This window comes from Desulfosporosinus youngiae DSM 17734 (assembly GCF_000244895.1).
Classification (GTDB): domain Bacteria; phylum Bacillota; class Desulfitobacteriia; order Desulfitobacteriales; family Desulfitobacteriaceae; genus Desulfosporosinus; species Desulfosporosinus youngiae.
Genome location: NZ_CM001441.1, coordinates 702,279 through 725,561, shown reverse-complemented (window position 1 = coordinate 725,561; position 23,283 = coordinate 702,279). Strand labels below are relative to the sequence as shown.

The following is a 23,283-nucleotide window of genomic DNA, read 5'->3' as shown; positions in this document are numbered from 1 at the left end:
TTGCCCTAGGGTCCTTTTCAAGTTCCCATTGTCACATAACAATATTTGAGGAACCTCTACATAATATCATAATAATCAATCTATACTAAAACGGATTAAAGTGAGAGGAGGTTCTTATGAAAAACTTATCGTCAAGGACAAAAAAGTGGCTGGTAATAGGCTTGCCGATTCTGATAATCTTTGGAGTTTTTCTTGTAGGTCAATACAAACGAACATCGACCACCCATTATTGCGGAACGACCTGTCATATCATGAAGCCGCCGTACGAAACCTCTTTTCACAGTGTACACCGCGAGACAAACGGAGTCGGCTGCAAGGACTGTCACATTCCTCATGATAATATCTTGGAACAAATTGTTTACAAAGGCTATTCAGGGGCCAGGGATTATTATAAAAACACCTTTGATCCGCCTGACGCGCTGCATACAAAGGAATGGAGCCGCAACATACTTCAACGCAACTGTCTGCGCTGTCATTCCTCTGTCGTTGCCCGGATTAACACCAGTGATGGAAAACAATGTTTCGAGTGTCATCGCGGTGAACCACACGATACGCCCACTCAACCTTTCAGTAGTCAACCTGTCTATACGGCCATACGTTAAGAATGGAGGTCACAATAAATGAAACGATTTTGGCAAAGCTCTCTATTACTCGGTCTTATGTTAATCATGATAGCAGTCCTGGCAATTGGCTGTAATCAACAATCACAAACTCCTCCAACAGCAGCTTCCATACCTGAAGGAGAACTGGATCCTGCCGTCTGGGGGAAGGTATATCCTGATCAGTATGCCAGTTACCTTAAGCAAAAGGAGCAAACCAAAGGTAATTCTAAATACGGGGGTTCTGTTCCTGAATCCCATCTCAAAGAATCCCCCGCCCAAGTAAAACTATTCGCCGGATATCCTTTTTCTGAGGACTATAATGATGAACGGGGGCATGTTTGGGCATTGGAGGATGTTATCAACACCCAACGTGTGGGAGCAACCACCATTGGTTCCTGTTGGAATTGTAAGAGCCCTAATGTAAAGCCGCTGGTCGATAAGATGGGGGACTCCTTCTGGTCAACTCCATTCGCTGATTTAAAGGATGAGATGAAACATCCGATCTCTTGCGCCAACTGTCATGACCCAAAAACCATGGCTTTAACCATCACCAGTGTTCCGCTTCTCGATGCTCTAAAAACCCGGGGAATTGATCCCGCTAACTTTAGCCGGCAAGAAATGCGGACCATGGTCTGTGCCCAATGCCATGTTGAATATTATTTCAAACCTGATAACAAGAAAGTCACCTTCCCTTGGAATTACGGTCTGAAAATGGACGATGCAGAAAAGCTATACACTGAAATAAACTTCAAAGACTGGAATCATAAAGAAAGCCAAGCCCCTATGCTTAAAGCTCAGCATCCGGATTATGAACTTTTTTCTACAGGTGTTCATGCCGCCAATGGTGTCGCCTGTGCAGACTGCCATATGCCCTATGTTAAACAGGGACAAACAAAAATCTCTTCACATCATCTCCAAAGTCCGCTCAATCACATCTCTCAATCCTGTCAAACATGTCACAAGCAAAGTGAAGATTACTTAAAGAATCAAGTTATAGGAACACAGGATACAGTATTTAAAGCTAAAGTATCTTTAGAAACTGCGCTCACAGACGCCATCAATGCCATTGCAAGCGCAGCCAATAACCCCGCCGCCAAAGCTGATATGATGAATGAAGCCAGAACCTTGCACCGTCAGGCTCAGTGGCGCTGGGATTACATCTCCGCTGAAAATAGCATGGGCTGGCACAGCCCTAAAGAAGCCTTAAGAGTACTTAGCGAAGGACTTGATTTAGCCCGGCAGGCACAGCTTAAAGCAAATTTAGCAGTAGGCGCAGCCGTTGGAGGTACGTCAGGACCTGAAGCAGGAAAAACCCCTGGTGCAGGTACTGCCGTTGATGCAACCGGTCAAAGCCCGGCACCTAAACAATAGGCTATAATATTGTTTGATCTTCCTCGAAACCTAATAATTCCATCTGAAGGATAATTGTAGGGGCAATTCATAAATTGCCCCTACAATTATCCTTCAGACACTCACTTCTTATAAAAAGCTCACTTTCCGGTAACAGTTTTATTTGACCTGTTAAACTTTTAGGGAAGCATACCATAGAACGTACTATTGGCTCTTATTAATCTCTGAATTGATTAACGTTCGTCTGCACTATACTACATTAGTTTACGTACCACAAAGTTACCTTGTATCAGAAGCCAATTCTGCGGGAAGTCATTGCCTAATACCCAGTAATAGAAGCCTCGAATCCCGAGTTCTTTGACTAAATCAAACTTAGCCTGCATACTTCGCGCATCCTCAAACCAAACCTCATGCTGTTTTCCCTGTTCATCTGTATATCTAAACCATGGGGCTTGAGAGGTTTGATCATAGTTGATACTAACCCCATAGCGAAGAGCCAGCTCCAAAGCACGTTGAGGACTTATAGATCTGGCAAATTTGCCTCCGGGCACATAAGGCAGAGTCCAGTCATAGCCGTATAAGGGCATCCCCATCATAATCTTTTCCCTAGGTACGACTGATACCGCATACTTCATTACCTGCCTCATTTGAGGCAGCGGCGACACTGCCATTGGTTTGCCTCCGGACCATCCCCATTCATAAGTCATAAAGAAAATAAAATCCACAACTTGCCCAATCGCTTGATAATCATGCCCTTCGTACAGAACCCCGCGCTGGTCAGCTCTATACTTTGGTGCCAGCGCAGCAGAAAGATAATAGCCGCGAGGTTTTAAGCGTTGCCTGGCTTTCCGCAAAAAACGGACATATGGTTCCCTATTCTCCGCACCTAAATACTCGAAATCAAAGTCAAGACCCCGATATCCTTTTTCCTCCATTATCTCAAGCACTTGGTTCAGAACACGATCCTGTAAGGCTTCGTTTGTCAGAATTGCGGTGGCAACTTCAGTACTGAACTGTCCCTCCTCAAGGTTCGTTAATACTAAGAGCGGCAAAACCCTATTCTTAAAAGCGTCATCCAACGAAGGCTGGTCCTCGACGGGAGTAAGCTCTCCGTTCCGATTTACGGCATAACTGAAAATAGCCAAGTAAGTAAGGTGTTCTCCTACTTTATCAACGGCGCCCGCAGACCGGGCCCTGGTCATCCTGGGGTCAATGTAAGCATTCGTCTCTACTGTCCGCTTCGGTTTCTGGGGTAAGTATAAGCGTAAACCAACTGGAAGGTTATCAGGATTTTGGATATTGTTAATTCGAACTAGTTCTTCTACTGTTACATTATAGCGCCGGCTGATCAACCACAGACTTTCTCCAGGTTGAACCCGATGGTATTCTCCATAAGTTGGGATTACCAGAGTTTGTCCGACAACCAGCCTATTTCGATCCGGGACTTCGTTTGCCTCCGCAATCTCTTGGACAGAGACACCATACCCTTGGGCAATTTTAGCAAGAGTTTCCCCCGAACTTACCACATGTATTTGCATGATCTATCCTCCTCTAAGTACGCACCATCTTTTTTAATTTATGTTCAGAAAGTTGGTTACGCGCCTAAACAAAGAAAAAAGACACAAATGAGAAACATCTTAAGGATGTACATAGCCCCTTTTTAAGCTATAATAAATAATGGTCTGCTAAGGTGATTAAATTAACTTGAAAGTTAAGCGGTGAAGCACATGAAATTTAAATACGCTCTAAATGAAATCCCCCCTTTGGGGCATCTCTTGTTGTTTGGTGTACAGTGGCTTGCAATATTAGCCCCCATTATACTTATTATGGGGACTGCTGTAACGAGCCTTCATCCCAACGGGCTAGGCCAACAAGTTGTTTATATTCAAAGACTTTTTTTCGTAGTCGCCGTAGCCTTATTCTCACAAGTAATCTGGGGCCACCGCCTGCCAATTATCATCGGACCGGCGACGGTCTTCTTAGTAGGGATGGCGGCCGGAGGGAAAAGCAACCTCGAAGCAGTTTATACCTCAATCTTCTTAGGCGGACTCCTATTGACAGCCATAAGTATTACCGGTTTATTTGCCCACCTTAAGAAACTTTTTACTTCAACCGTCGTAGCCGTTATTTTGATTCTGGTTGCGCTTACCCTGACACCGATGATTCTTAATCTAATTACCACTCCCACACCTCAGGCTGATTCATTTGCCAACCTGTGCTTTTCGTTAGTCATGGTACTTAGCATGTTTATTGCAGCAAACAATATACGCGGTTTGTGGAAATCAACCCTCATTTTTTGGGCTATACTCGGAGGAAGTTTAGCATACTACCTTATTTTCCCTCAATCATCTCTTCCCACTTATGACCTTCCCACAGTGGCCGCCTTTTGGCAAGGTCTACACCCTTCCTTCGTCTTCGATTCAGGAGTCTTCCTCTCCTTTTTAATTTGTTTTCTCGCACTCTCCGTCAATGATCTGGGGTCAATTCAATCAGTCGATGAACTTATCAAACCCGATAACATGGAACGGCGGATTACAAGAGGGGTTACAGTGACCGGATTAATCAATGTCTTATCCGGTTTTCTCGGAGTCATCGGTTCCGTGAACTTTTCCTTCAGTTCCGGGGTAATTATTGCTAGCGGAGCAGCCTCCAGATATACCCTGATTCCCACAAGCATTGGACTATTAGCTTTGTCCTTTTTACCTAAAACAATCGCCGTTTTAGGCAGCATCCCTTCCGTAGTGATCGGCAGTTCTATGGTTTATCTGATGTGCTCACAGATCGCGGGTGGTCTTCAAGTAGCCCTGAGCCAGAACTATAGGTTTGAAAAAGGGCTGACCATTGGCTTGCCTATGATCTTAGGAGTTCTGATATCCTATTTGCCCCCTGCGGTGCTTAACACCTTCCCCTCTATTCTAAAGCCTGTCTTAGGCAACGGTTTTGTTGTCGGGGTAATAGTCGTGCTGATTATGGAACACATCGTATTTCGCAAGCATTCCTCGTAAAATTTCCCTATCCCTGCACCCAAGCGTCATGCTCATATCCACGTTGGCCCCAATAGCCGATATAATTCTCTTCAATTAACTCAATACGATTCAGCCATTTGACTGATTTATAAGCATACATCTTCGGAATTATTAATCTAACCGGGCCACCCAGCTCGTTTGGAATAGGTTTGCCATCGTGCATCACTGCCACCATAATGTCGTCCATATCAGCTTGCTCCAACGTGAGTGAGTCCGTATACACACCATCCCCTGAGTACAGCTTGACCACCCTCGCCGCCGGCTTAACACCAGTTTTCTCCAGCAGTTCTTTAAGGGGGATGCCTTCCCAGGTATTGTTATATACCGACCAGCCTGTGACACAGTGAAAATCACTGACTTGCACAGAACGCTTCAGTGCGACAAACTGCTCCCAATTCCAGGTTATTGGTTCCTCAACCAATCCATCAATTGTAAAAAACCAGTTATCATTGTTAAAGAACGGGAGCCTGGTTACCGAATAGCTGCGAAATGAATCACTCGCCCCTCCACCAATCGGCGGAGCAGACTCTGCTAACGGTTGAGGGGTTGGCAGAAGCTTGTTAGCTCCCTCCTTATTAACCTGAACCCCTTGCCCTGATCCGAGGTCGCCGATCCACTTGATCATTGAAGGGATAACCGAAATTGTCAATCCAGCACCGATGACGGTACGAATGAAGGCCTTGCGGGTATAGAACGATCCTTCCCCCTTGCTTTGATAGCGCGGAGGTTCCTTAAGTCGTCCGAGCTTGGTTAGAGAATGATAAAGGATTAAGGGAAGCCCAATCCAAACCAGCAGATCATGAACTGCCAGGGCAACATTAGAAACTATAGGTCCCGCTGCTTGGAACTGCCACAAAAGAACCCCTGAAAAAAAACAGCCCAATAGCAGCGTGAAGACAACAATGAGGTTCAACCGCTGCCAAAACTTACCCTTGAGCTGCTTCCAGTGTCTGGCTGCAAACCCTAAATAGTAAAGCACAGGAACGATCGAAACCAATCCGATACTTATATGTAACCACTTGATCCAAACCTTAGCTTCCCCAAGCACTGCCCGCCAAAAACTGCTGTACAATAACAGGCCGGACAAGGTTAATAAGGTAACGAACAAAGCATTCCATAAATGAAGTTTTGTTAATTTCCTTTGGGTAATGTGAACCAAAAGCAACTCCCCCCTTCCGGCCTATTGAAGACCCCAATTTCTCCACCTTGCTGCAGAACTAATGATTTTGCGATTGCCAGCCCCAATCCTGATCCTCCTCCTATACGGCTGCGTGAGCGATCAAGCCGGTAAAAACGTTCAAAGATTTGTTCTTTTTCCTGATCCGGAACCCCTTTTCCTTGATCCGTAACCCTGACTTGAACAAAACCCCTCGCCGCACTTACTTCGATGCCAATCGTTCCCCCACTGGGAGAATGTCGTATAGCATTCTCCAGCAGATTCTGCAAAATACGCTGCACCTGCTGAGGCACCATCCGACAGGGCAGAAACTGCTCGGGCAGCTTCACCTGAAGATCGAGAGCTTTATCCTCTAGTGGCTTGGCAAAACGAGGCAGCAGTTCTACCAGCACATCATCCAGCAGTGCCGACACAGCTTCCTGAGCCTGAGTACGTTGCTCGGCATCCAAGACAGAAAGCTCAAAAAGGTCCTGAATTAACGCCCCAAGCCGCAGCGATTCGCTGCGGATGGTTCCTAAATATCGCCGGAACGTCTCTTCATCCTCCACCACCCCATCCTCCAAGGCCTCCACATAGGACTGCACTGAGGCCAGTGGCGTCCGCAAATCGTGGGCCAAATTTGCCACCAATTCACGTCTTGACGTTTCCGATGCTTTTACTTGGCGAAAACTCTCTTCCAGCTCAGTACCCATGGCGTTAAACTGCTCCGCCAGAACTTTCAGTTCAACAGGTCCAACGACCGGCACACGGGTTCGCAATGCTCCCGAAGCAAATTCGGTGGCAGCAGCACCGATGCGCCGAACTGCATCCACCACCGGCCGCATGATTAATAAATGGAAACCGGCAGCGACGCACCCTGCTGCAATTGCGGCGATAGTAAGCAAAATCAACTGTTCTGAAGATAACAACATGTAATTGTAGAAAACTAATAGTACCAAAACAATGGTCAGAATGCTGATTAAGTTGGCAATTAGCAGATAATTACGCAGCTTCATGATCGTTCTTTCCCATCCAGTTTATATCCGATACCCCATACTGTTTTTATCCACTGGGGTTGAGACGGATCAGGCTCCACCTTTTCCCTTAATCGTCTTACCAGCACAGTAACGGTGGTTGTATCCCCGTTATAATCCGTATCCCAAATTCGTTTTAACAATTGACTTCGGGAAAAAACCTGCCCGGAATGGCAAGCCAACAAGAACAGGAGATCAAACTCCTTAGCCGTCAAATCCACTTCGGCTCCTGCTGCTATCACTCGGCGCTGGGCTGGAAAAATCGATAATCCATCAAAATACAGGGCATCCTGCTCTTCTCCCGCCTCCAATCCTCTCTGAGGGATTTGGACTTGGGCTACACGTCTCAAGATATTTTTGACTCGCAGCACCAGCTCCCGCGGGCTGAAGGGCTTAGTCATGTAATCGTCTGCACCCATACTAAGTCCCAACAGCCGGTCCCGTTCCTCTCCTCGTGCGGTTAACAGGATGACAGGCGTCTCTCCCGACTCCCGCACCTTTTCACATACTTCCCAGCCGTCCATATTAGGCATCATCAGGTCAAGCACCAGCAGATCGGGGCTATGCTCCTGCCAAAGACGCAGAGCTCCTTCTCCATCATGAGCAACCCATACCACATACCCTTCCCGTTCTAAGTAACGACGACATACATCTGTTATATTTTGTTCATCATCCGCAACCACAATGCCTGCAGCCATCAGCTATTCCTCCTTGACCCGCTTTAAGTTTACACCAAACAGCGTTAGGATATTTATAAGTCTTAATTATACTGTCAGGACTCAAAGCATGGCAACCGGCGAGAATACCCCTTCATCCTTCCTTATTACATCTTATCCTTTTTCATATCATCCTTCATCGGAGCCTTATCCATCATGGAACCTTTATCGTCTTTCATCGTGTCTTTGCTTTCCGTCATCCCATCTTTACCCTCGTTCATTGTATCTTTGCTTTCCATCATCCCGTCTTTACCCTCGTTCATCGTGTCTTTGCTTTCCGTCATCCCATCTTTGCCATCGTTCATCGTGTCTTTGTTTTCCATCATCCCGTCCTTATCATCCTTCATGGTGTCTTGGTCCTGCTTCATTTCCTCCTGCTTCATAGAATCTCCGTTTCCCATAGTCTGTTTGTCGCTTCCACACCCACTTAATGGGAACGCGAAGGCTGCAGCGAGCATAATCATAATTACATGTTTTTTCATCATAGTGATCTCCTCCTCAATATTGACTCCATAGATAGATTAGCAAAGAAGAATTACTATTCATCAACGATTCTCTCTCAAAACCCTTAAGCGAATATTACAAAAGAATTACAATGCCCTGTCTCAGATTCACATAGTGATATATCCTCTGCATAGACCAATCTGAAGGAGTCCTCTGAAAACGAGGGTCTATAATGAAAGCCCGATCGATTGATGTCAGCACATCAATCGATCGGGCTTTTAGGCAAACAGGGTTAATTCTCCCCTGAACGTACATCCACTTTAACATCATATAAAGTGCTGCCCTCAGCTCTATCCGTTAAGCGTTGGGAGGTCAGGGCATTTACGGTACTGCCTCCGGGTTGAGTTTCACTGGAAAATAAACCTTCGGTAACCACAACACCTTGGGGAACGGTGGTTGTCAACTTAAGAATAAACTGAACCTCTCCCCGCTCATTGAAAGCAATTACCTTCTGACCGTCTTGCAAATTCTTGCCGCCGGCATCTTCCGGATTCATTTGGAGATAGGACGCCTCTTTTTTCCGAAGTAAATCCGGTCGCTCGGTAAACGAAGAATTCAAGGAATAAACACTAGGGGCGCTCATTAAATAAAAAGGAGCGTCATCCTCGTAAGGTTCAAAATAGCGCGGTAATGGCTCCGCTTCTAAAGGATTGAATAATTCGATCTTACCTGATGGAGTAAGGTAGGTTGTCTTATAATTCTCGGGAAGGGAGAGTTCTACAGGATAGCTTGCTTGCAGCTTTACCAAATCAACCCCTTCCAGCCATGGTTTCGGCGGATCAATCAGTTGACTAATTAAGTCGTCAACCTTTTGATCGAAAAACCGCTCGCTAAAACCCATTGCTTGGGCCAGCAACTGAAAAACCTCCCAATTGGATTTAGCCTCACCTGCCGGCGGAACAACCGCTGCCGCTCTCTGGATGCCATAATGCCCATAGGATCTGTATAGATCCGGATGTTCTAAGGAACTTGTAGCCGGCAAAACAATGTCGGCATAGCGAGCCGTATCCGTCATAAATCGTTCATGAACAACCGTAAACAGGTTATCTCGCTTCAGTCCCTTGATAATTTTAGTTTGGTCAGGGGCTACAACGGCAGGATTGGAGTGGTATACATACAGGCCCATGATCGGAGGTTCAGTTAATTCCGTCAAGGCATAGCCCAGCTGATTCATATTTACAACACGGGTAGGCCTTTGTAAGAAGTCTTCACGTGTTACTTGACTCATGTTAAAAGCGGAACCAGAGGAAATACTAGCCAGCAGTCCGCCCCCCGGCTTGCTCCAAGCCCCTACGAATGCAGGGAGACAGGCAATCGTCCTCACCGTCATTGCACCGTTCCCATAACGGCAAAGCCCTGACCCCAAAGCAATAAAGGGTGCGCTGGCTCTGGCATATTGAAGTGCCATTTCTTCCAGCAAACTTACTTCTATTCCGGTAATCCGGCTTACTTTATCCGGCGTATAATCAGGCAAAACCTCCGATTGGAGCTGTTCAAACCCCTGGACATACCTAGCAATGAAAGGCTGATCTATCCACCCCTCACGAACTAGGATGTGCATTAGGCCTAAGGCCAAAGCACCATCTCTTCCAGGCCTTACTAACAGGACTTTATCAACTATTTGAGCTGTCGGATTCTCATAGGTGTCAATCAGCCAAACCATGGCGCCACGTTTTTTTGCTGCTCGGACCTTATGCAGCAGATGAATATTTGTCGCCAGAGCATTCGTACCCCAAAGAAGTATAAAGTCGCTTTTTTCGACTTCATTCGGGTGCGGCGCTAACGTTCTCCCCATAACTGTGGCCCAGCCATAGCCTTTTGAAGAGGAACATATTGTGCGGGCCAGTCTTGAGGCTCCCAAGCGATTGAAAAACCCTTCTCCGCAATTGCGTTGGACAAGCCCCATGGTTCCTGCATAAGAATAGGGTAAGATTGCTTCCGCCCCGTATTCTGAGATCATCTTCTTCCAAATGTCGGTGATACGTTGAATTCCTTCATCCCAGGTAATCGCCTTAAACTGCCCCGCTCCCTTTTCCCCTATACGCAGTAAAGGCTGAGTTAGCCTCTGAGGGGAATGAACCGTTCTCTCATAGTGATGCATCTTGGGGCATAAGGTGCCTCTGGTAAAGGGATGTTCCGGGTCACCTGTTACCTTTACTGCTTGACCATCGACCACTTCTACTAAAAGTCCACACATGTCGGGGCAATCGTAAGGACATACAGATCGTTTTACTTCAGAATTCATAGTACACTTCCTATTCCGTCAAAATTTTGATAAGAGCAACCTTATGGTGAACTCGTTCGGCTAAAGCTGAACATTAGATCAAATTTCACAAAATCCCCACTTAAGTCCCAATAAACGTTCATAATTTGTACCATTTTCCTTAACACGTTTCGGATATCCTTAATACATAAATCCAGCAAGGAGCTTGATTATACAAGGAGGCTTAATTATGGAAGAAGAAATTCGTTCAGAACTCAATAACAATAACCTTACAGATATCAATATTGACGACAACAAGGACATTGAATCAGACTCCTCTAAGCAACCACACATACCCTATCATAAACCAAAGAGGAATGTCGCTGCCCTGGCCAGCCTTTGTCTGATTAGCGCCGTCATCGGTGGTCTTACTACAGTTGCTGCTGTCCCCTATATATATCCTACTAATATAACCTCTCCAACGCAAACAACAAATTCACCGTTTACACAAGTTTCGAGTGTTACTGCCCCTGAAACCAATTTCCCGGTAGCACAAATTGCCAAGAATGCCGGTCCCGCTGTTGTGGGGGTTTCTAATTTCCAAACCGGTCGGGGCTTTTCAGGAAACTCAAGTCTTCAACAAGCCGGCAGTGGTTCCGGTTTTATTATTAATGCTGAAAAAGGATATATCGTAACGAATAATCATGTGATTGAGGGCGCACAAAAAATCAGCGTTAGTTTGAGCGACGGACGTACTCTTGATGCAAAACTCGTTGGTGCCGACCCACGCACAGATCTTGCCGTATTACAAATTTCGGATACAACTAATCTTACGGCGGTTACTCTTGGGGATTCTTCAAAAGTCGAAGTTGGAGAATCTGTCGTTGCCATTGGAAATCCCGGCGGAGACGAATTTGCACGTTCTGTGACCACAGGAGTCATCTCTGCAACCAACCGTTCCATAAACCTCCAAGGGGTAGCAAGTTATAATCTGATTCAAACCGACGCCGCCATCAACCCCGGAAATAGCGGCGGACCCCTTGTGAATTATCAAGGTCAGGTTATAGGCATCAACTCGGTTAAATACGCGGTAACCGGTTTCGAAGGAATGGGCTTCGCTATTCCAATTTCCGACGCTCTGCCAACCATCAATCAATTAATTGATTCGGGTGTGGCTAAACATCCAGCCCTTTTAGTAAGTACAGACGATCAATATAACTCCTACGCTAAAATTAATAACAAGCCCCAAGGAGCTTACATTGCAAGCGTATCACCGAATGGACCAGCCTCGAAGGCTGGAATTGCGAAAGGGGATATCATCACCAAGGTTAACGATGTTCAAATAGAAAATTCTTCGGACCTTATTCGCGAACTCTATAAAAAGAATGTCGGCGATAAAGTTACAATAACCTATATTCGCGATGAACAGACAAAGCAGGTTGAGGTAACTTTAGGAGAGCTGGCTTCAACTTAACGTCATGAATAAAATCTTCGTAACTAACACAGTTTAAAATAGATCAAAAAGGTTTAAAAGGAGATTAGAAAATGTCAAACGCTTACGAAATGATTGGACTGGATCTCTATCAGGAATGTATTGAGCCATTGGATACCGATACCCAGAAAAAAATCCTCGCTGGAAAAGACAACAAAGCATTTGAACATGCCTGCCAATGGACAACTCTTTATCCAAATTCCTACTCTTGATTCTTATGATATAAAATCCCTTTTTAACCGGCTTAGAAGTTAATCTTCAAAGCCGGTTTATTCATTAATGTATGCTTCTATAACATTTCCGGGTAAATGTAAAAATCTCTTCTGTCTATAACTAAAACAAGTAATATTCCACAATACATTTGGTATAATACTCCTATGCTTATTAGACTAATTTGGGAGGTTAAACATGACTAGATGGAATGTTTATGTTACTAATGAAATTCCTAAACCAGCTCTTGACAAACTAGAAGAATATTGTGACATTGAAGTCAATCGTACGGGACTTGTCCTTGAAAGATCCGTGTTATTAGAAAAGGTTAAAGGCAGAGATGCCGTTTTAAGCTTACTGACTGATCCAATAGATGCTGAGGTAATGGATGCAGCTAAAGGGGTTAAAATTTTTGCTAACTATGCTGTCGGCTACAATAACATAGATATCCCCTCTGCAACGGAACGGGGAATTATGGTTTCTAATACTCCCGGTGTACTTACGGACACAACCGCTGAAATGGCTTGGGCATTGTTGTTTTCTGTAGCTCGAAGAGTCGTTGAATCAGATAAGTACTCAAGAATGGGAAAGTATACAGGTTGGGGTCCGATGCTCTTCCTGGGACAGGACGTAATGAATAAAACCGTTGGCGTAATAGGCGCTGGAAGGATAGGTTTATCCTTTGCTAAAAGGGCAAAAGCCTTTGATATGAAAGTACTCTACACCGATGTAGCGGCTAACCCTCAATTCGAACAAGAAACCGGCGGTCAATTTGTCAGTCTAGATACTCTTCTCAAAGAATCAGATTTTGTTTCTATCCATACTCCTCTTCTCCCTGAAACCCATCACTTACTGGGCGAGAAAGAGTTCAAACTCATGAAGAATACTGCAATTCTGATTAACACCTCCCGCGGTCCGGTCGTTGATGAATCCGCCCTGGTAAAGGCCTTACAATCCGGAGAAATATGGGGTGCAGGCCTGGATGTCTATGAATTCGAACCTGAGTTTACTGAAGGCCTATTGGAATTAGACAATGCTATAGTTTGTCCTCACATAGCCAGTGCCACAATCGACACTCGCACAAAAATGGGTATGATCGCTGTCTCCAACATCATAGCTGCCATGAAGGGGGAACTTCCCCCCACTTGTCTGAATCCCGAGGTTTTTCAAAAGTAAACCCATTTGCAGAAGTGGGTGGCAACGATTGGATAATTACAAATAAGTTAAAAGGATGGGTAGCCGATGAAAAAAGTACTTGCAGATAGAATGGCGTTGCTTGGCACCGAAACAGCTTTTGAAGTTTTAGCCAAGGCTAAAAAGTTGGAAGCGCAGGGAATGGATATTGTTCACCTGGAGATTGGCGAGCCGGACTTTGATACTCCTAAGAATATTATTGAAGCCGCATGCCATGCTCTAACCAGCGGATACACCCACTATACCCCCGCGCCCGGCATTCCGGAAGTAAGAGAAACAATCGCCTCCTATATTCGTAATCATAAAAACGTTGATGCTTCTGCCGAGGAAGTTGTTATCGTCCCCGGCGGAAAACCCATTATGTTTTTCTCCATTATGGCAACCGTCAATCCAGGTGATGAAGTTATTTATCCGAATCCTGGCTTTCCGATCTATGAATCCGTCATTCGTTTTGTTGGCGGAAAGCCCGTCCCCATACCCTTGCGGGAAGAAAACCAGTTCCGTTTAGATGTCAATGAGCTCGCTCAGTTGATTACACCCAAAACAAAAATGCTCATTATTAATTCTCCAGGTAACCCTACCGGCGGTGTTCTCACAAATGAAGATATCAAATCTATTGCGGACTTGGTTCGAGGAAAAGAAATCCTGGTTCTTTCCGATGAAATATATGATCGCATCGTGTATGGAGATACACATCCACTTTCTATTGCTTCATTGCCGGAAATGAAGGATTGGACGATTATCTTAGATGGATTTTCTAAAACCTATGCTATGACTGGATGGCGGTTAGGCTATGGGGTGATGCATGAGGAAATTTCTGCTCGTATTGCTCAGCTTATGGTTAATTCTAACTCTTGTACCTCGGCCTTTACACAGATGGCTGGTAAAGAAGCACTCACAGGGCCCCAAAACGACGTCGATAGTATGGTTGCTGAGTTTAAAAAGCGCCGCGATCTTATGGTAAATGGCTTAAACTCGATCCCTGGAGTAAGCTGCTTGTTGCCTGAGGGATCATTCTACGTATTTCCGAATATAAAATCCTTCGGTAAGAATAGCAAAGAAATTGCAGATTATCTTTTAAACGAGGCAGGCGTTGCTTGTTTAGGAGGTACCGCTTTTGGTTCCTACGGTGAAGGATATCTCCGGTTCTCCTATGCAAATTCTGTGGAGAATATTCAAAAAGCCTTAGAACGTATAGAAACGACATTAAAGAAACTACGATAACCGTCAAGAATAAGACTGGTAAGCGATAAAAGCTTCCAGTCTTGTTCTTTAAGAATTTGGTGAAAACAATTGATCACGGCAATTTAAAACCGCTGAGCCTTAAAGCCCAGCGGTACAATACCATTATATTCAGTGGAGAAGAGCGAGGATCTTATCCTTGTTGAAACCTACGACAGTTTCATCCCCTACTAAGAAAGTTGGTACACTATTGATATTACGGCGTTGTAATTCTTGTAAAGCATCTTGATCCGTACTAATATTCTTTTCCTCAAAAGGGATATTGTTCTGCGAAAGAAACTTCTTCGCTACGGTGCAATATGGTCAGGTGTTGTTGGTAAACATAGTTACATTTTTCATTGTCAGACCCTCCTGTTACTAAACTAATGGTTAGTATGGCATTAAATTTGATTTTCATTCTTAAATATCCGTAATTTCTAAAACCATTTTTTAGCGTCCAGAGATAGTCATCGAGCTTACACTTAAGACGAAGGCTTTCGTAATATTTACATAAACGTCTGCTATTTACCTATATGATGTGTAAGAAAATCATTTTAGGGGGTTACTAGTGATGAAGCTAAAAACAGCATTATGTCAATTGCCTGTTAAGGAAGACAAGCAAGAAAATCTTAACCAAGCAGCACTGATGTTAAAGGCCGCCGCCGCAGGCGGTGCGCATATGGCAGTCTTACCGGAAATGTTCAATTGCCCCTATGATATACATTCCTTTCGGGACTATGCTGAGATAATACCCTCTGGAGAAACAACAAACCTTCTTGCTGACCTGGCTCGCACCCACGGCCTTTTTCTCGTAGGTGGCTCGATTCCGGAATTAGATGGGGAACTGATCTACAATACCAGTGTTATATTTAACCCAAAAGGGGAGATTATTGCCACCCATCGCAAAGCCCATCTATTCGATATAAATGTCAAAAATGGTATCGAGTTTACTGAATCAAAGGTATTGTCCCCGGGCAATACTGCCACAGTGTTTGAAACACCCTGGGGCAAATTCGGAGTAGAAATATGCTATGATATTCGCTTCCCGGAATTGACAAGAAAAATGGCTAAAGACGGAGCCAGCGTAGTTATTGTACCTGCCGCTTTTAACATGACTACGGGGCCGGCTCATTGGGAATTGCTGTTTAGGAGCCGTGCCTTAGACAACCAAGTCTTCATGCTGGGCACTTCGCCCGCTCGCAATCCTCAGGCTTCCTATGTAGCTTATGGTCACTCCTTAGCTGTCAATCCATGGGGCCAAGTCCTTGCACAACTGGACGAAAAGCCGGGAATTCTGATCGTTGATCTCGATTTGACCCAGATTGAGGAGGTTAGAGAGTCCCTGCCGATCTTAAAACAACGCCGGGATGATCTTTACTAAAATTCCCCAACCTTCTTCACTGTGTATTCTTTTGGCGAAGGAATCAAATCTACGGTCGGTAAATTTCTCTCATTATAATGAATTATTTAAGCCCATAAAGAAGTACCCCGTCCTTATTGGTTCGCTCAACGAGTCCCCTATGCACTAAACATTCTAAATGGGACAGAGCTTCGCCGGAAGCAAACCACATTTGGGACGAAGGGAAGTCAGACCATTTCTTATGACCTATATCCCAGTGCATGGATGCAGCCACATCAATCGGAGTTTTTCTGCCTTCTTTTAAAATACCTAAAATCTCATTGAGACGTTCTTCATGATGGTGCAGAAGTTCATTAATTCTTTTGTGATGATCCGTAATGATTCTCCTGTGGGCCGGGAATAAGTAATCAATTTCATAATCATATACCTTATTCAGGCTTTTGAAATAAGTTGCTAAAATGTCTTGTTCAAATCCCCAAAAGGTTATATTAGGGGTTATCTCATCCAGTATATGGTCTCCACAAAAAAACAGCTTATGTTGTCTCTCATATAAACCAATATGCCCCGGCGTGTGCCCGGGAATATCCACTACTTCAAAACAATAATCCCCGATGACTAGTATATCCCCTTCATACAATGGACTGAAATCAAGAGTCCCACTCCGCCTAACCCCAAACTCTTTGCCAAACTTTATAGTAAAGTCGCTTTGAAAGCCCAATAGTTGATTGAGTGATTTGAAAAACACATCCCTTTGAGACGTTTGATTTGAGATTTCTCCATCAATCTGACTAAAATATACGACTCTTACTCCGTAATCTTTGAGAACATGCGCAAGTCCTGAATGATCAACATGCATATGGGTTATAAGCAGATCAGTCTTATTCAGATCAATATTTAATTCTCTAAGACCGTTCATTAATTCGGTCAAGCACTCTGCTGTGTTAAAACCTGTATCGATGATCAAGTTCTTGCTCTCGGAAACAATTATGTAATTATTAATAGCTTTTAAGGGATTATTAGGAAGAGGTATTTCATTCTTGAAAATATGCGGGTAAATTTCAATGACCATTGTAAAGCCTCCAAATCATAGCTGCTTTTTACATAGTAAGCATTACTTGTTCTTTGTATTTAAGAACTATATTCGAACTTAGAAGTATCTTCATTATACCTTATTCTACCAGAGATGTAACCTTTGAGATGTAAAGAACCACTTGGCTACTAAATCTTCAGCTCGGCGAAGGAATTTGCAAAATGATCCCGAATAAAGACTAGTGCAATTATTAAAGGAAAAAGAAGGCGTTATTAATGGAAACTGCAAAATTGCTGATTGTATTTTTGATTATGATGGTACTGTTATGGAGAAAGATTCCTTTAGTCTATGTGGTGATCGGAGCCTCAATTGTTTTGGCCTTTTTATTCGGGACTGATATGACGGGTCTTCTCATAATGGCCTGGGATGCGACCAAAGACCCTTCAACTATAGAGATTGAAGCAATTTTAGTCTTAATCATGATTCTGGAGCAAGTGTTGAGACAAAAAGGTTATTTAGAACGCATGCTCAACTCCCTAACCCGGCTAATCAAAGACCGCCGAATTGTGATGGCAATCATACCCGCCTTTATCGGACTCATGCCCAGTGCCGGAGGGGCTCTTTTCTCCGCCCCCTTAGTTGAGCAAGCGGTGGGTAAAAGCGTCCCCGCTGTGCAAAAAACCTTTATCAATTTCTATTACCGTCACATTTGGGAATTCTTTTTGCCTCTGTATACGGGAGTACTTCTAGTCTCAACCATTACGGGTATACCACTAACTCACGTACTTCTGGGGCTTATGCCTTATGGTATCTTAGTCATTCTTTTAGGACTTCCCTTTCTGTTCCGTATCAAAGTTGACGAGGAATTAGCCATAGTTCCTCAATCGTACGCTGAAGAAATGCCTCAAAGCTCAGTAAAAGACGTTTTCTTCAGTACCCTCCCTGTCTTAGCACTTGTGGGCCTTGTTTTTGCTAAAGTCCCTATAACCTTGGCCATTACAATAATTATTGCAGTACTCATCCTGAGACACAAAATTAATCTTAAAGAATTGTATAAACTTACTCGCAAAGCTATTGTTATTAAAACTTTAATCATGATCTGGGGGATTATGCTTTTTAAGCAGGTGATGGAAACCGTCGGTTCATTTGATGAATTGCCCGCCTTATTAGGATCACTTCCCGTACCTGAGTTTCTAATCTTCGCTTTAATTGCCTTCTTGCTCGCTTTCTTGACCGGACAAACCGGTTCTTACATCGGCATAGCCTTTCCGATCGTTATGGCGGCTTCTAAGGGACAGGTTAGCCTACCGCTGGCAGTGTTGGTCTTTATGGCGGGATCCGCGGGAACAATGCTTAGTCCTATGCACCTCTGCCTATCCCTAACGATTGATTATTTCAAGACTAACCTTAATAAAGTTTTACGAATGCTGATCATTCCTGAGAGCATCCTTGTGGGAACGGCCATCTTGTCCTATTTACTTCTTTCTTGAAACAAGGGGACAGGTGCACTGTTTTGCTTTTTCGGCAAATAGTGCCCTGTCCCCTTGTTTCCCTATTTCTTGCTTCCAGTATAAATGAAAATTGCATCTCTTAAGAATTCTGCAGCACCCGGTTGTTTCTCGTCATAATAAGCTGTGAATCTCGGATCATCTACATACATCTGAGCAAGCCCGGCATGAGCTTCTTTTGAATAGCTATTCCACGAATAACATAGCCACTGACGATGGAGATCCGCTGTTTTTTGAGCAAGTTCTCCTGCAGGATCCCCCGTTTTAAAGGCAGCATAAAGGGTCTCATTAACCTCTGTAGCAAGCTTCATCATTTCGTCGTATTGCTCTTGTGACAAACCCATAAGCTTTTGATTGGATTTGTTAACCGTTTCATCACCATATTTTTCGCGGATTTCCTTACCATACTTTGCTTCATTGTCATCTACAAGCTTTTGCTTAAAGCCTTCAAACTTTTCTTTATCCGTCATTGTAATTCTCCCTTCGGTTAGCGCAATAGTTTTGTCAACATTGGAAATCAATGCATCTAACTGCTCTCTTTTTTCAAGAAGCTTCTCACGATGTTCTCTCAGTGCCTTTGTTCCGTCGAAGGACGGTGCTGTAACGATGTTTTTAATACTGTCCAAGCCCACACCCAACTCTCTGTAAAAAAGAATCTGCTGCAGCCGATCGACCTCCGCCTGACCATAAATGCGATACCCTGACGAGTTAATCCTTGCCGGCTTAAGGATTCCTATCTCATCATAATATCTCAGAGTACGAGTGCTGACGCCTGCCAGCCGACCTAATTTTTGCACTGTGTATTCCACGTGATCACCTCCTGAAACAAATATACACCTTTACGTAACGTCAATGTAAAGAGGTTATTGAAACTTTTTTATAAACTCCCAGCTAAGATTTAAACCGAGGCAATAAAAAATCCAGGATCAAAGCTGTAATCAGCGCCGAGACAAAGCCTGTGAGAGACATTATTGATAGTAATAGATTCGCTAAGTCTTCAAATCCTTCACCGCTGCGCACAATCATAGCTAAGTAAAGGTAATACAGACCTACAAGTAAGCACAGTACGGCTGGTGAATATTTGATACTCTTTACACGCGGCAATACTCGCCCAAGAAAATAGGTTATACCCGCAAAGAATACTGCAATTCCAAGTAGAATCAGTGCTAATCGATCCATCCAACGACCTCCTGTAACTTTTAATATCTACAGTGTACTCCAGTCAAGCACTAATATCCAAAATCACTAAAAAACTCGGCTGGTTTAGTATTAAAGGCTCTCTCAGCTTTGAGCTGTGAGAGCCCTTATGACGAAACTGACGAATTATAACTGATGCCACTTATAGCCTTCTCGGACGTCCTTCACAATACCTAGCAGATCTTTCATGATTGGCAGTCTCCTCTTCCAATCGAATTTTGATAAGAACTTAAGATAACGCAGAGTAGGCGTCGCATTCATGATGGTCCTGGCATATTCGCTGTAGAATTCTTTCAGAGGCAGGGTTGTGGGCAAGACTGTATGCATAAAGTCGAAAAATTTAGGATCTGTCGCTATTAGCTGATGCTCTGTCTGTTCAAATAACTGAGTACCCGGTAAGGGGGTAAGAATTGAAATGGCCGCATAGGACACATTGAGTTTCCGAACATAGTCAGTTAATTGGTTAAACTCTTGGCGTGTAAAGGATGGATCAATGACGAAGGCTGCATAGATATCCACTTTAAGGTCATTTAAAATCTTAACCGCTTGTTTTTGCTGTTCGACAGTGATTCCTTTGTTCAATTCCTTTAGCCTTGTATCTGAAAAACTTTCAAAACCTACGAAGACTTGTGTTAAACCAGCTTTCTTCCACTTAGCAAAGAGTTCTGGGTGCTTGATAATCGTATCCACACGACCATAAAGGAAATACTTCTTTTTAATTCCTGCTTCGATAATTAAATCTGCCAATCTATCCATCCTGCGAGTATCACACATGGATTCATCATCACAGAAGAAAACAATCTCTTCCCGAACGTTCTGCAACTCCTCCACAATTTTTTCCGGTTGTCGTTGCAGATATCTGCCTCCCGTAATTGCCCAGAGAGCACAGAAGTTACAGCGGGCAAAACAACCCAGGGAGGTTCGAATAGAGGCTATGGGTTTCATCCAATCACTGAAATATGATGTTCTGTATTGGGCAGTAAGGGAACGATCCGGAAAGGGCAAGTCATCAAGATTAGTATAGGGGCGATCCTTCGTAAACACCATTTCACTTCCGGGAATCGCCAGACCCGGTATATCATCGAGGGCTCGTTGGAGTGATCGATGTTTCATGACCTCGCGAAGGGTAAAAACTCCTTCTCCCAATACCACTAAATCAATGGCCGGGACATTATAATCCTTAGGCTTTACGGTGGCGTGATGTCCTCCCACGATGATAAAGACCCTTGGGTCGATCTCTTTCAGACGAATAGCGATGTCTTTGACGATCGTTAAGTGGTTAGTATATCCCGTTAATCCTACGATGTCTGGTTGAAAGGACAGGAAAGCGGAGACAAAATCAGGTTCCAGACGAGCATCCAGGAGCAAGACCTCATGACCATCTTCTTTAAGACCCGCCCCCAGGTACTCCAGCCCAAGGGGTTCATACATATACACTTTATCCATAAACAAAGTACTGCTGGGAGGTTGGATCAACATTACTTTCATCATCTGTTCCTCACTCTCTTCGACTTTCGACGCCGTGCATAAATAAGTCGACCATCGCTCCAAGATTTTTCTCAGCATCCCAGGCTTCAGGCTCTAATACCCATACTAGAAACTGCATGATATACATCATTTCCAGGTGTTTTGCCAGGTACTCAGTGGACATATCTGTTCGCACTTCACCCTGTTCTTGTCCGTGCCGTATGATTTGGGCCAAAACAATATCTAATCCGCTTCCCTGATAACTCTCTGGTTTTAGCATAGATTGAAACTGATGTACAAAGTAAACCTGGAGAAGTTCACGGTACTGAGCATTCCACTCAAACTGTTGGCGAAACATTTCAAAAATCTTCGAAGGAGTATTTGGTTGCTCTTCTAAAGCTGCTAATACTAAATCCACAAATTCATGGCTCATTCTTTGAAAAAACTCACTCACGATCACTTCTTTCGAGGAGAAGTAGTTATACAGCGTGACTTTAGAAATATCAACCTCCTCTGCTATTTGTTCCATGGTCGTTGCCTCGTACCCTTGGTTTTGAAAGTGCTTGATTGCTGTATCAATGATTCTGGTTTTAGTTTCTTCTTTTTTTCGTTCACGGCGGCTTATTGAGTTCCTGCCTGAGGTTCCAAACCGGTTTGAATCTGTAAAATGATCCATTCTGATCTCCCTTTCAAGAGTCTGAAATAATAAGAATCAACTATCAGCTCATTAAATTTAGTAAGTTAATAAATCAGTAAATATATTCCTGCCTGGTTTATAAGCTTTACAAATATAATAACTAAGCAAATTTGTTAACTGAGTAAACTTATTATGTAAGTAAATTTATTAACTTAGTAAGCTATTTGAGAATAATATAATCGATGTGAATCCTGCTGTCAAGGAGAAGCGCTATAACACAAAAAGCAGTTCAGCCGTCATAATAGGCTGAACTGCTTTAAAGCTTTATGTGCTAAATTGCTTAATGCTTACCACTCTCTGCCAGGATCATCCGCCATCAAATTTACGGTTCCTCTAGGATAAAGAACGAGATAGTGATCCATCATAGGGTTGGAATTACTATTAGTTGGTTCCGGGAATACAAATTCAATCTTGAACTCTGGCCCTGCAGTGTACCCAATAATCTCTTCTCCATTGACTTTCACATCATAAGCCGGAGTTCCGTAGACCTCTTTGGTTTCAGCAAGTGAAAGATTCTTCAATTGTTTATCAAATGAACGGACTTCAAAAATTTGAGAGCCTTTGTTGAACCCAAAAACAATGGCATGTTTAGAGTAGGTGGCATAGTTTCCTTTGGCAGCTGCAACCCAATCCGTTTTATCAGCCTTCCCCCATTTTTCTATCACATCTTCAATTACAATTGACTTCACTGGAAAATCGCTGTTAATCACTTTTCCTTGCTCCGCTAACTGCCTCATATTTACTAATAGCGCTTGATTTGCATCCGTAGTTTGAGATGAAGATGATGGCGGAATCGTCTCTGAAGGGGGAGCCGTCTGAGATATAGAATCCGCCTGCGAAGGTGGGGCCGGAGGCTCGGAACTCGATGGTGAACAACCGCCAATAAGGGCTAGAAAAAGAGTAGCTATTACCCCCATTACGGCTTTCTTTTTAATGGTTGTTATCATATTTTTCATCCTCTCTTCATCATTTTTTCCGAAAGGGAGTATACGTTTTAGAGTTCCCCCTGCAGAGCAGAACCCAAATCAAAAACAGGTCAAATATTATGTTATCACTCCTTAATAATTATAGACGAAGAAAGAAGTATTCTTCTGACGTTACTGAACTAAAGTCCGAAATTATTGATCTTAGAATTGGGCTACTCTTCTTATAATTGGTGAGAATTTCAAGCTAAATTGCTAAATCTAGCGAGAAACCAAATTTAATAAATACATGGTAATTATAAATAATATTCGCGTTAACTGCAAATATTTGCGACAAAACTAAAAATAATCTACAAAATAAAAACTATTTAATAAATTCCAATAGTTATTCAG

22 protein-coding genes are annotated in these 23,283 nt (G+C 43.6%); 9 read left to right on the top strand and 13 right to left on the bottom strand.

The features are described from left to right. The first annotated feature begins 116 nt into the window (after positions 1-116). Together DESYODRAFT_RS03445 and DESYODRAFT_RS03440 are read left to right on the top strand one after the other, a co-directional pair. Complete coding sequence (locus DESYODRAFT_RS03445; RefSeq protein WP_007779456.1) at positions 117-602, top strand: cytochrome c3 family protein; 486 nt, start codon at positions 117-119, stop codon at positions 600-602. 18 nt (positions 603-620) lie between these two features. Continuing rightward, positions 621-1,973: an ammonia-forming cytochrome c nitrite reductase subunit c552 gene (locus tag DESYODRAFT_RS03440; protein ID WP_007779454.1), complete on the top strand. Its 1,353-nt coding sequence runs from the start codon at positions 621-623 to the stop codon at positions 1,971-1,973. 233 nt (positions 1,974-2,206) lie between these two features. On the opposite strand, the gene DESYODRAFT_RS03435 is transcribed toward DESYODRAFT_RS03440, so the two are convergent. Continuing rightward, the gene (locus DESYODRAFT_RS03435; protein ID WP_007779453.1) at positions 2,207-3,490 is read right to left on the bottom strand and encodes a glycoside hydrolase family 18 protein; all 1,284 of its coding nucleotides are present in this window, start codon (positions 3,488-3,490) and stop codon (positions 2,207-2,209) included. Positions 3,491-3,679: 189 nt separating this feature from the next. On the opposite strand from DESYODRAFT_RS03435, the gene DESYODRAFT_RS03430 reads away from it, so the two are divergent. Next, a complete protein-coding gene (locus DESYODRAFT_RS03430; protein WP_007779451.1) occupies positions 3,680-4,957 on the top strand; it encodes a uracil-xanthine permease family protein in 1,278 nt (425 codons plus the stop codon). A gap of 7 nt (positions 4,958-4,964) precedes the next feature. On the opposite strand, the gene DESYODRAFT_RS03425 is transcribed toward DESYODRAFT_RS03430, so the two are convergent. From DESYODRAFT_RS03425 to DESYODRAFT_RS03405, 5 genes are all read right to left on the bottom strand, one after another. Then, the gene (locus DESYODRAFT_RS03425) at positions 4,965-6,137 is read right to left on the bottom strand and encodes a molybdopterin-dependent oxidoreductase (protein WP_007779449.1); all 1,173 of its coding nucleotides are present in this window, start codon (positions 6,135-6,137) and stop codon (positions 4,965-4,967) included. After that, positions 6,110-7,150, bottom strand: coding sequence for a sensor histidine kinase (locus tag DESYODRAFT_RS03420; RefSeq protein ID WP_007779447.1), 1,041 nt, complete (start codon positions 7,148-7,150; stop codon positions 6,110-6,112). Before DESYODRAFT_RS03420 ends, DESYODRAFT_RS03425 begins: the two co-directional genes overlap by 28 nt. Further along, positions 7,147-7,866 (bottom strand): response regulator transcription factor, encoded by a 720-nt coding sequence (locus DESYODRAFT_RS03415; protein WP_007779446.1) that lies wholly within the window; start codon positions 7,864-7,866, stop codon positions 7,147-7,149. The genes DESYODRAFT_RS03420 and DESYODRAFT_RS03415 overlap by 4 nt, the downstream gene beginning before the upstream one ends. A 125-nt stretch (positions 7,867-7,991) precedes the next feature. Continuing rightward, positions 7,992-8,369 carry a hypothetical protein gene (locus DESYODRAFT_RS26470; protein WP_007779443.1) on the bottom strand — a complete coding sequence of 126 codons (378 nt, stop codon included), beginning with the start codon at positions 8,367-8,369 and terminating at the stop codon, positions 7,992-7,994. 251 nt (positions 8,370-8,620) lie between these two features. Next, positions 8,621-10,633, bottom strand: a complete 2,013-nt coding sequence (locus tag DESYODRAFT_RS03405) for a molybdopterin-dependent oxidoreductase (protein WP_007779441.1) — start codon at positions 10,631-10,633, stop codon at positions 8,621-8,623. A gap of 208 nt (positions 10,634-10,841) precedes the next feature. Between DESYODRAFT_RS03405 and DESYODRAFT_RS03400 the strand changes: the two genes are divergently transcribed. The 4 genes from DESYODRAFT_RS03400 to DESYODRAFT_RS03390 all read left to right on the top strand — a co-directional run bounded on the left by DESYODRAFT_RS03400 (position 10,842) and on the right by DESYODRAFT_RS03390 (position 14,711). Continuing rightward, positions 10,842-12,065, top strand: coding sequence for a S1C family serine protease (locus DESYODRAFT_RS03400; RefSeq protein ID WP_007779439.1), 1,224 nt, complete (start codon positions 10,842-10,844; stop codon positions 12,063-12,065). A 71-nt stretch (positions 12,066-12,136) separates the two neighbouring features. Beyond that, positions 12,137-12,295 (top strand): hypothetical protein, encoded by a 159-nt coding sequence (locus tag DESYODRAFT_RS28575; RefSeq protein ID WP_007779434.1) that lies wholly within the window; start codon positions 12,137-12,139, stop codon positions 12,293-12,295. A 196-nt stretch (positions 12,296-12,491) separates the two neighbouring features. Continuing rightward, complete coding sequence (locus DESYODRAFT_RS03395; RefSeq protein WP_007779431.1) at positions 12,492-13,469, top strand: 2-hydroxyacid dehydrogenase; 978 nt, start codon at positions 12,492-12,494, stop codon at positions 13,467-13,469. A gap of 66 nt (positions 13,470-13,535) precedes the next feature. Beyond that, positions 13,536-14,711: a pyridoxal phosphate-dependent aminotransferase gene (locus tag DESYODRAFT_RS03390; RefSeq protein WP_007779429.1), complete on the top strand. Its 1,176-nt coding sequence runs from the start codon at positions 13,536-13,538 to the stop codon at positions 14,709-14,711. A 129-nt stretch (positions 14,712-14,840) separates the two neighbouring features. On the opposite strand, the gene DESYODRAFT_RS26910 is transcribed toward DESYODRAFT_RS03390, so the two are convergent. After that, on the bottom strand, positions 14,841-15,068 hold the full coding sequence (locus DESYODRAFT_RS26910) for a glutaredoxin family protein (protein WP_007779426.1): 228 nt from the start codon (positions 15,066-15,068) through the stop codon (positions 14,841-14,843). A 211-nt stretch (positions 15,069-15,279) separates the two neighbouring features. Here DESYODRAFT_RS26910 and DESYODRAFT_RS03385 point away from each other — a divergent pair, with 211 nt between their 5' ends. Next, positions 15,280-16,089 carry a carbon-nitrogen hydrolase family protein gene (locus DESYODRAFT_RS03385; RefSeq protein WP_007779424.1) on the top strand — a complete coding sequence of 270 codons (810 nt, stop codon included), beginning with the start codon at positions 15,280-15,282 and terminating at the stop codon, positions 16,087-16,089. Between the two features lie 82 nt (positions 16,090-16,171). On the opposite strand, the gene DESYODRAFT_RS03380 is transcribed toward DESYODRAFT_RS03385, so the two are convergent. Beyond that, a complete protein-coding gene (locus DESYODRAFT_RS03380; protein WP_007779422.1) occupies positions 16,172-17,137 on the bottom strand; it encodes an MBL fold metallo-hydrolase in 966 nt (321 codons plus the stop codon). A gap of 236 nt (positions 17,138-17,373) precedes the next feature. Here DESYODRAFT_RS03380 and DESYODRAFT_RS03375 point away from each other — a divergent pair, with 236 nt between their 5' ends. After that, positions 17,374-18,588: a DUF401 family protein gene (locus tag DESYODRAFT_RS03375; protein WP_007779419.1), complete on the top strand. Its 1,215-nt coding sequence runs from the start codon at positions 17,374-17,376 to the stop codon at positions 18,586-18,588. Positions 18,589-18,650: 62 nt separating this feature from the next. Here the strand turns inward: DESYODRAFT_RS03375 and DESYODRAFT_RS03370 are convergent, their stop codons facing one another. The 5 genes from DESYODRAFT_RS03370 to DESYODRAFT_RS03350 all read right to left on the bottom strand — a co-directional run bounded on the left by DESYODRAFT_RS03370 (position 18,651) and on the right by DESYODRAFT_RS03350 (position 22,914). Beyond that, on the bottom strand, positions 18,651-19,415 hold the full coding sequence (locus DESYODRAFT_RS03370; protein WP_007779417.1) for a MerR family transcriptional regulator: 765 nt from the start codon (positions 19,413-19,415) through the stop codon (positions 18,651-18,653). Positions 19,416-19,497: 82 nt separating this feature from the next. Further along, the gene (locus tag DESYODRAFT_RS03365; RefSeq protein ID WP_007779414.1) at positions 19,498-19,785 is read right to left on the bottom strand and encodes a hypothetical protein; all 288 of its coding nucleotides are present in this window, start codon (positions 19,783-19,785) and stop codon (positions 19,498-19,500) included. A gap of 144 nt (positions 19,786-19,929) precedes the next feature. Continuing rightward, on the bottom strand, positions 19,930-21,294 hold the full coding sequence (locus tag DESYODRAFT_RS03360; RefSeq protein WP_242833530.1) for a B12-binding domain-containing radical SAM protein: 1,365 nt from the start codon (positions 21,292-21,294) through the stop codon (positions 19,930-19,932). Positions 21,295-21,301: 7 nt separating this feature from the next. Further along, positions 21,302-21,946, bottom strand: coding sequence for a TetR/AcrR family transcriptional regulator (locus DESYODRAFT_RS03355; protein WP_007779408.1), 645 nt, complete (start codon positions 21,944-21,946; stop codon positions 21,302-21,304). Positions 21,947-22,254: 308 nt separating this feature from the next. Next, positions 22,255-22,914: a YjgB family protein gene (locus tag DESYODRAFT_RS03350; RefSeq protein ID WP_007779406.1), complete on the bottom strand. Its 660-nt coding sequence runs from the start codon at positions 22,912-22,914 to the stop codon at positions 22,255-22,257. Between the last annotated feature and the right edge of the window lie 369 nt (positions 22,915-23,283).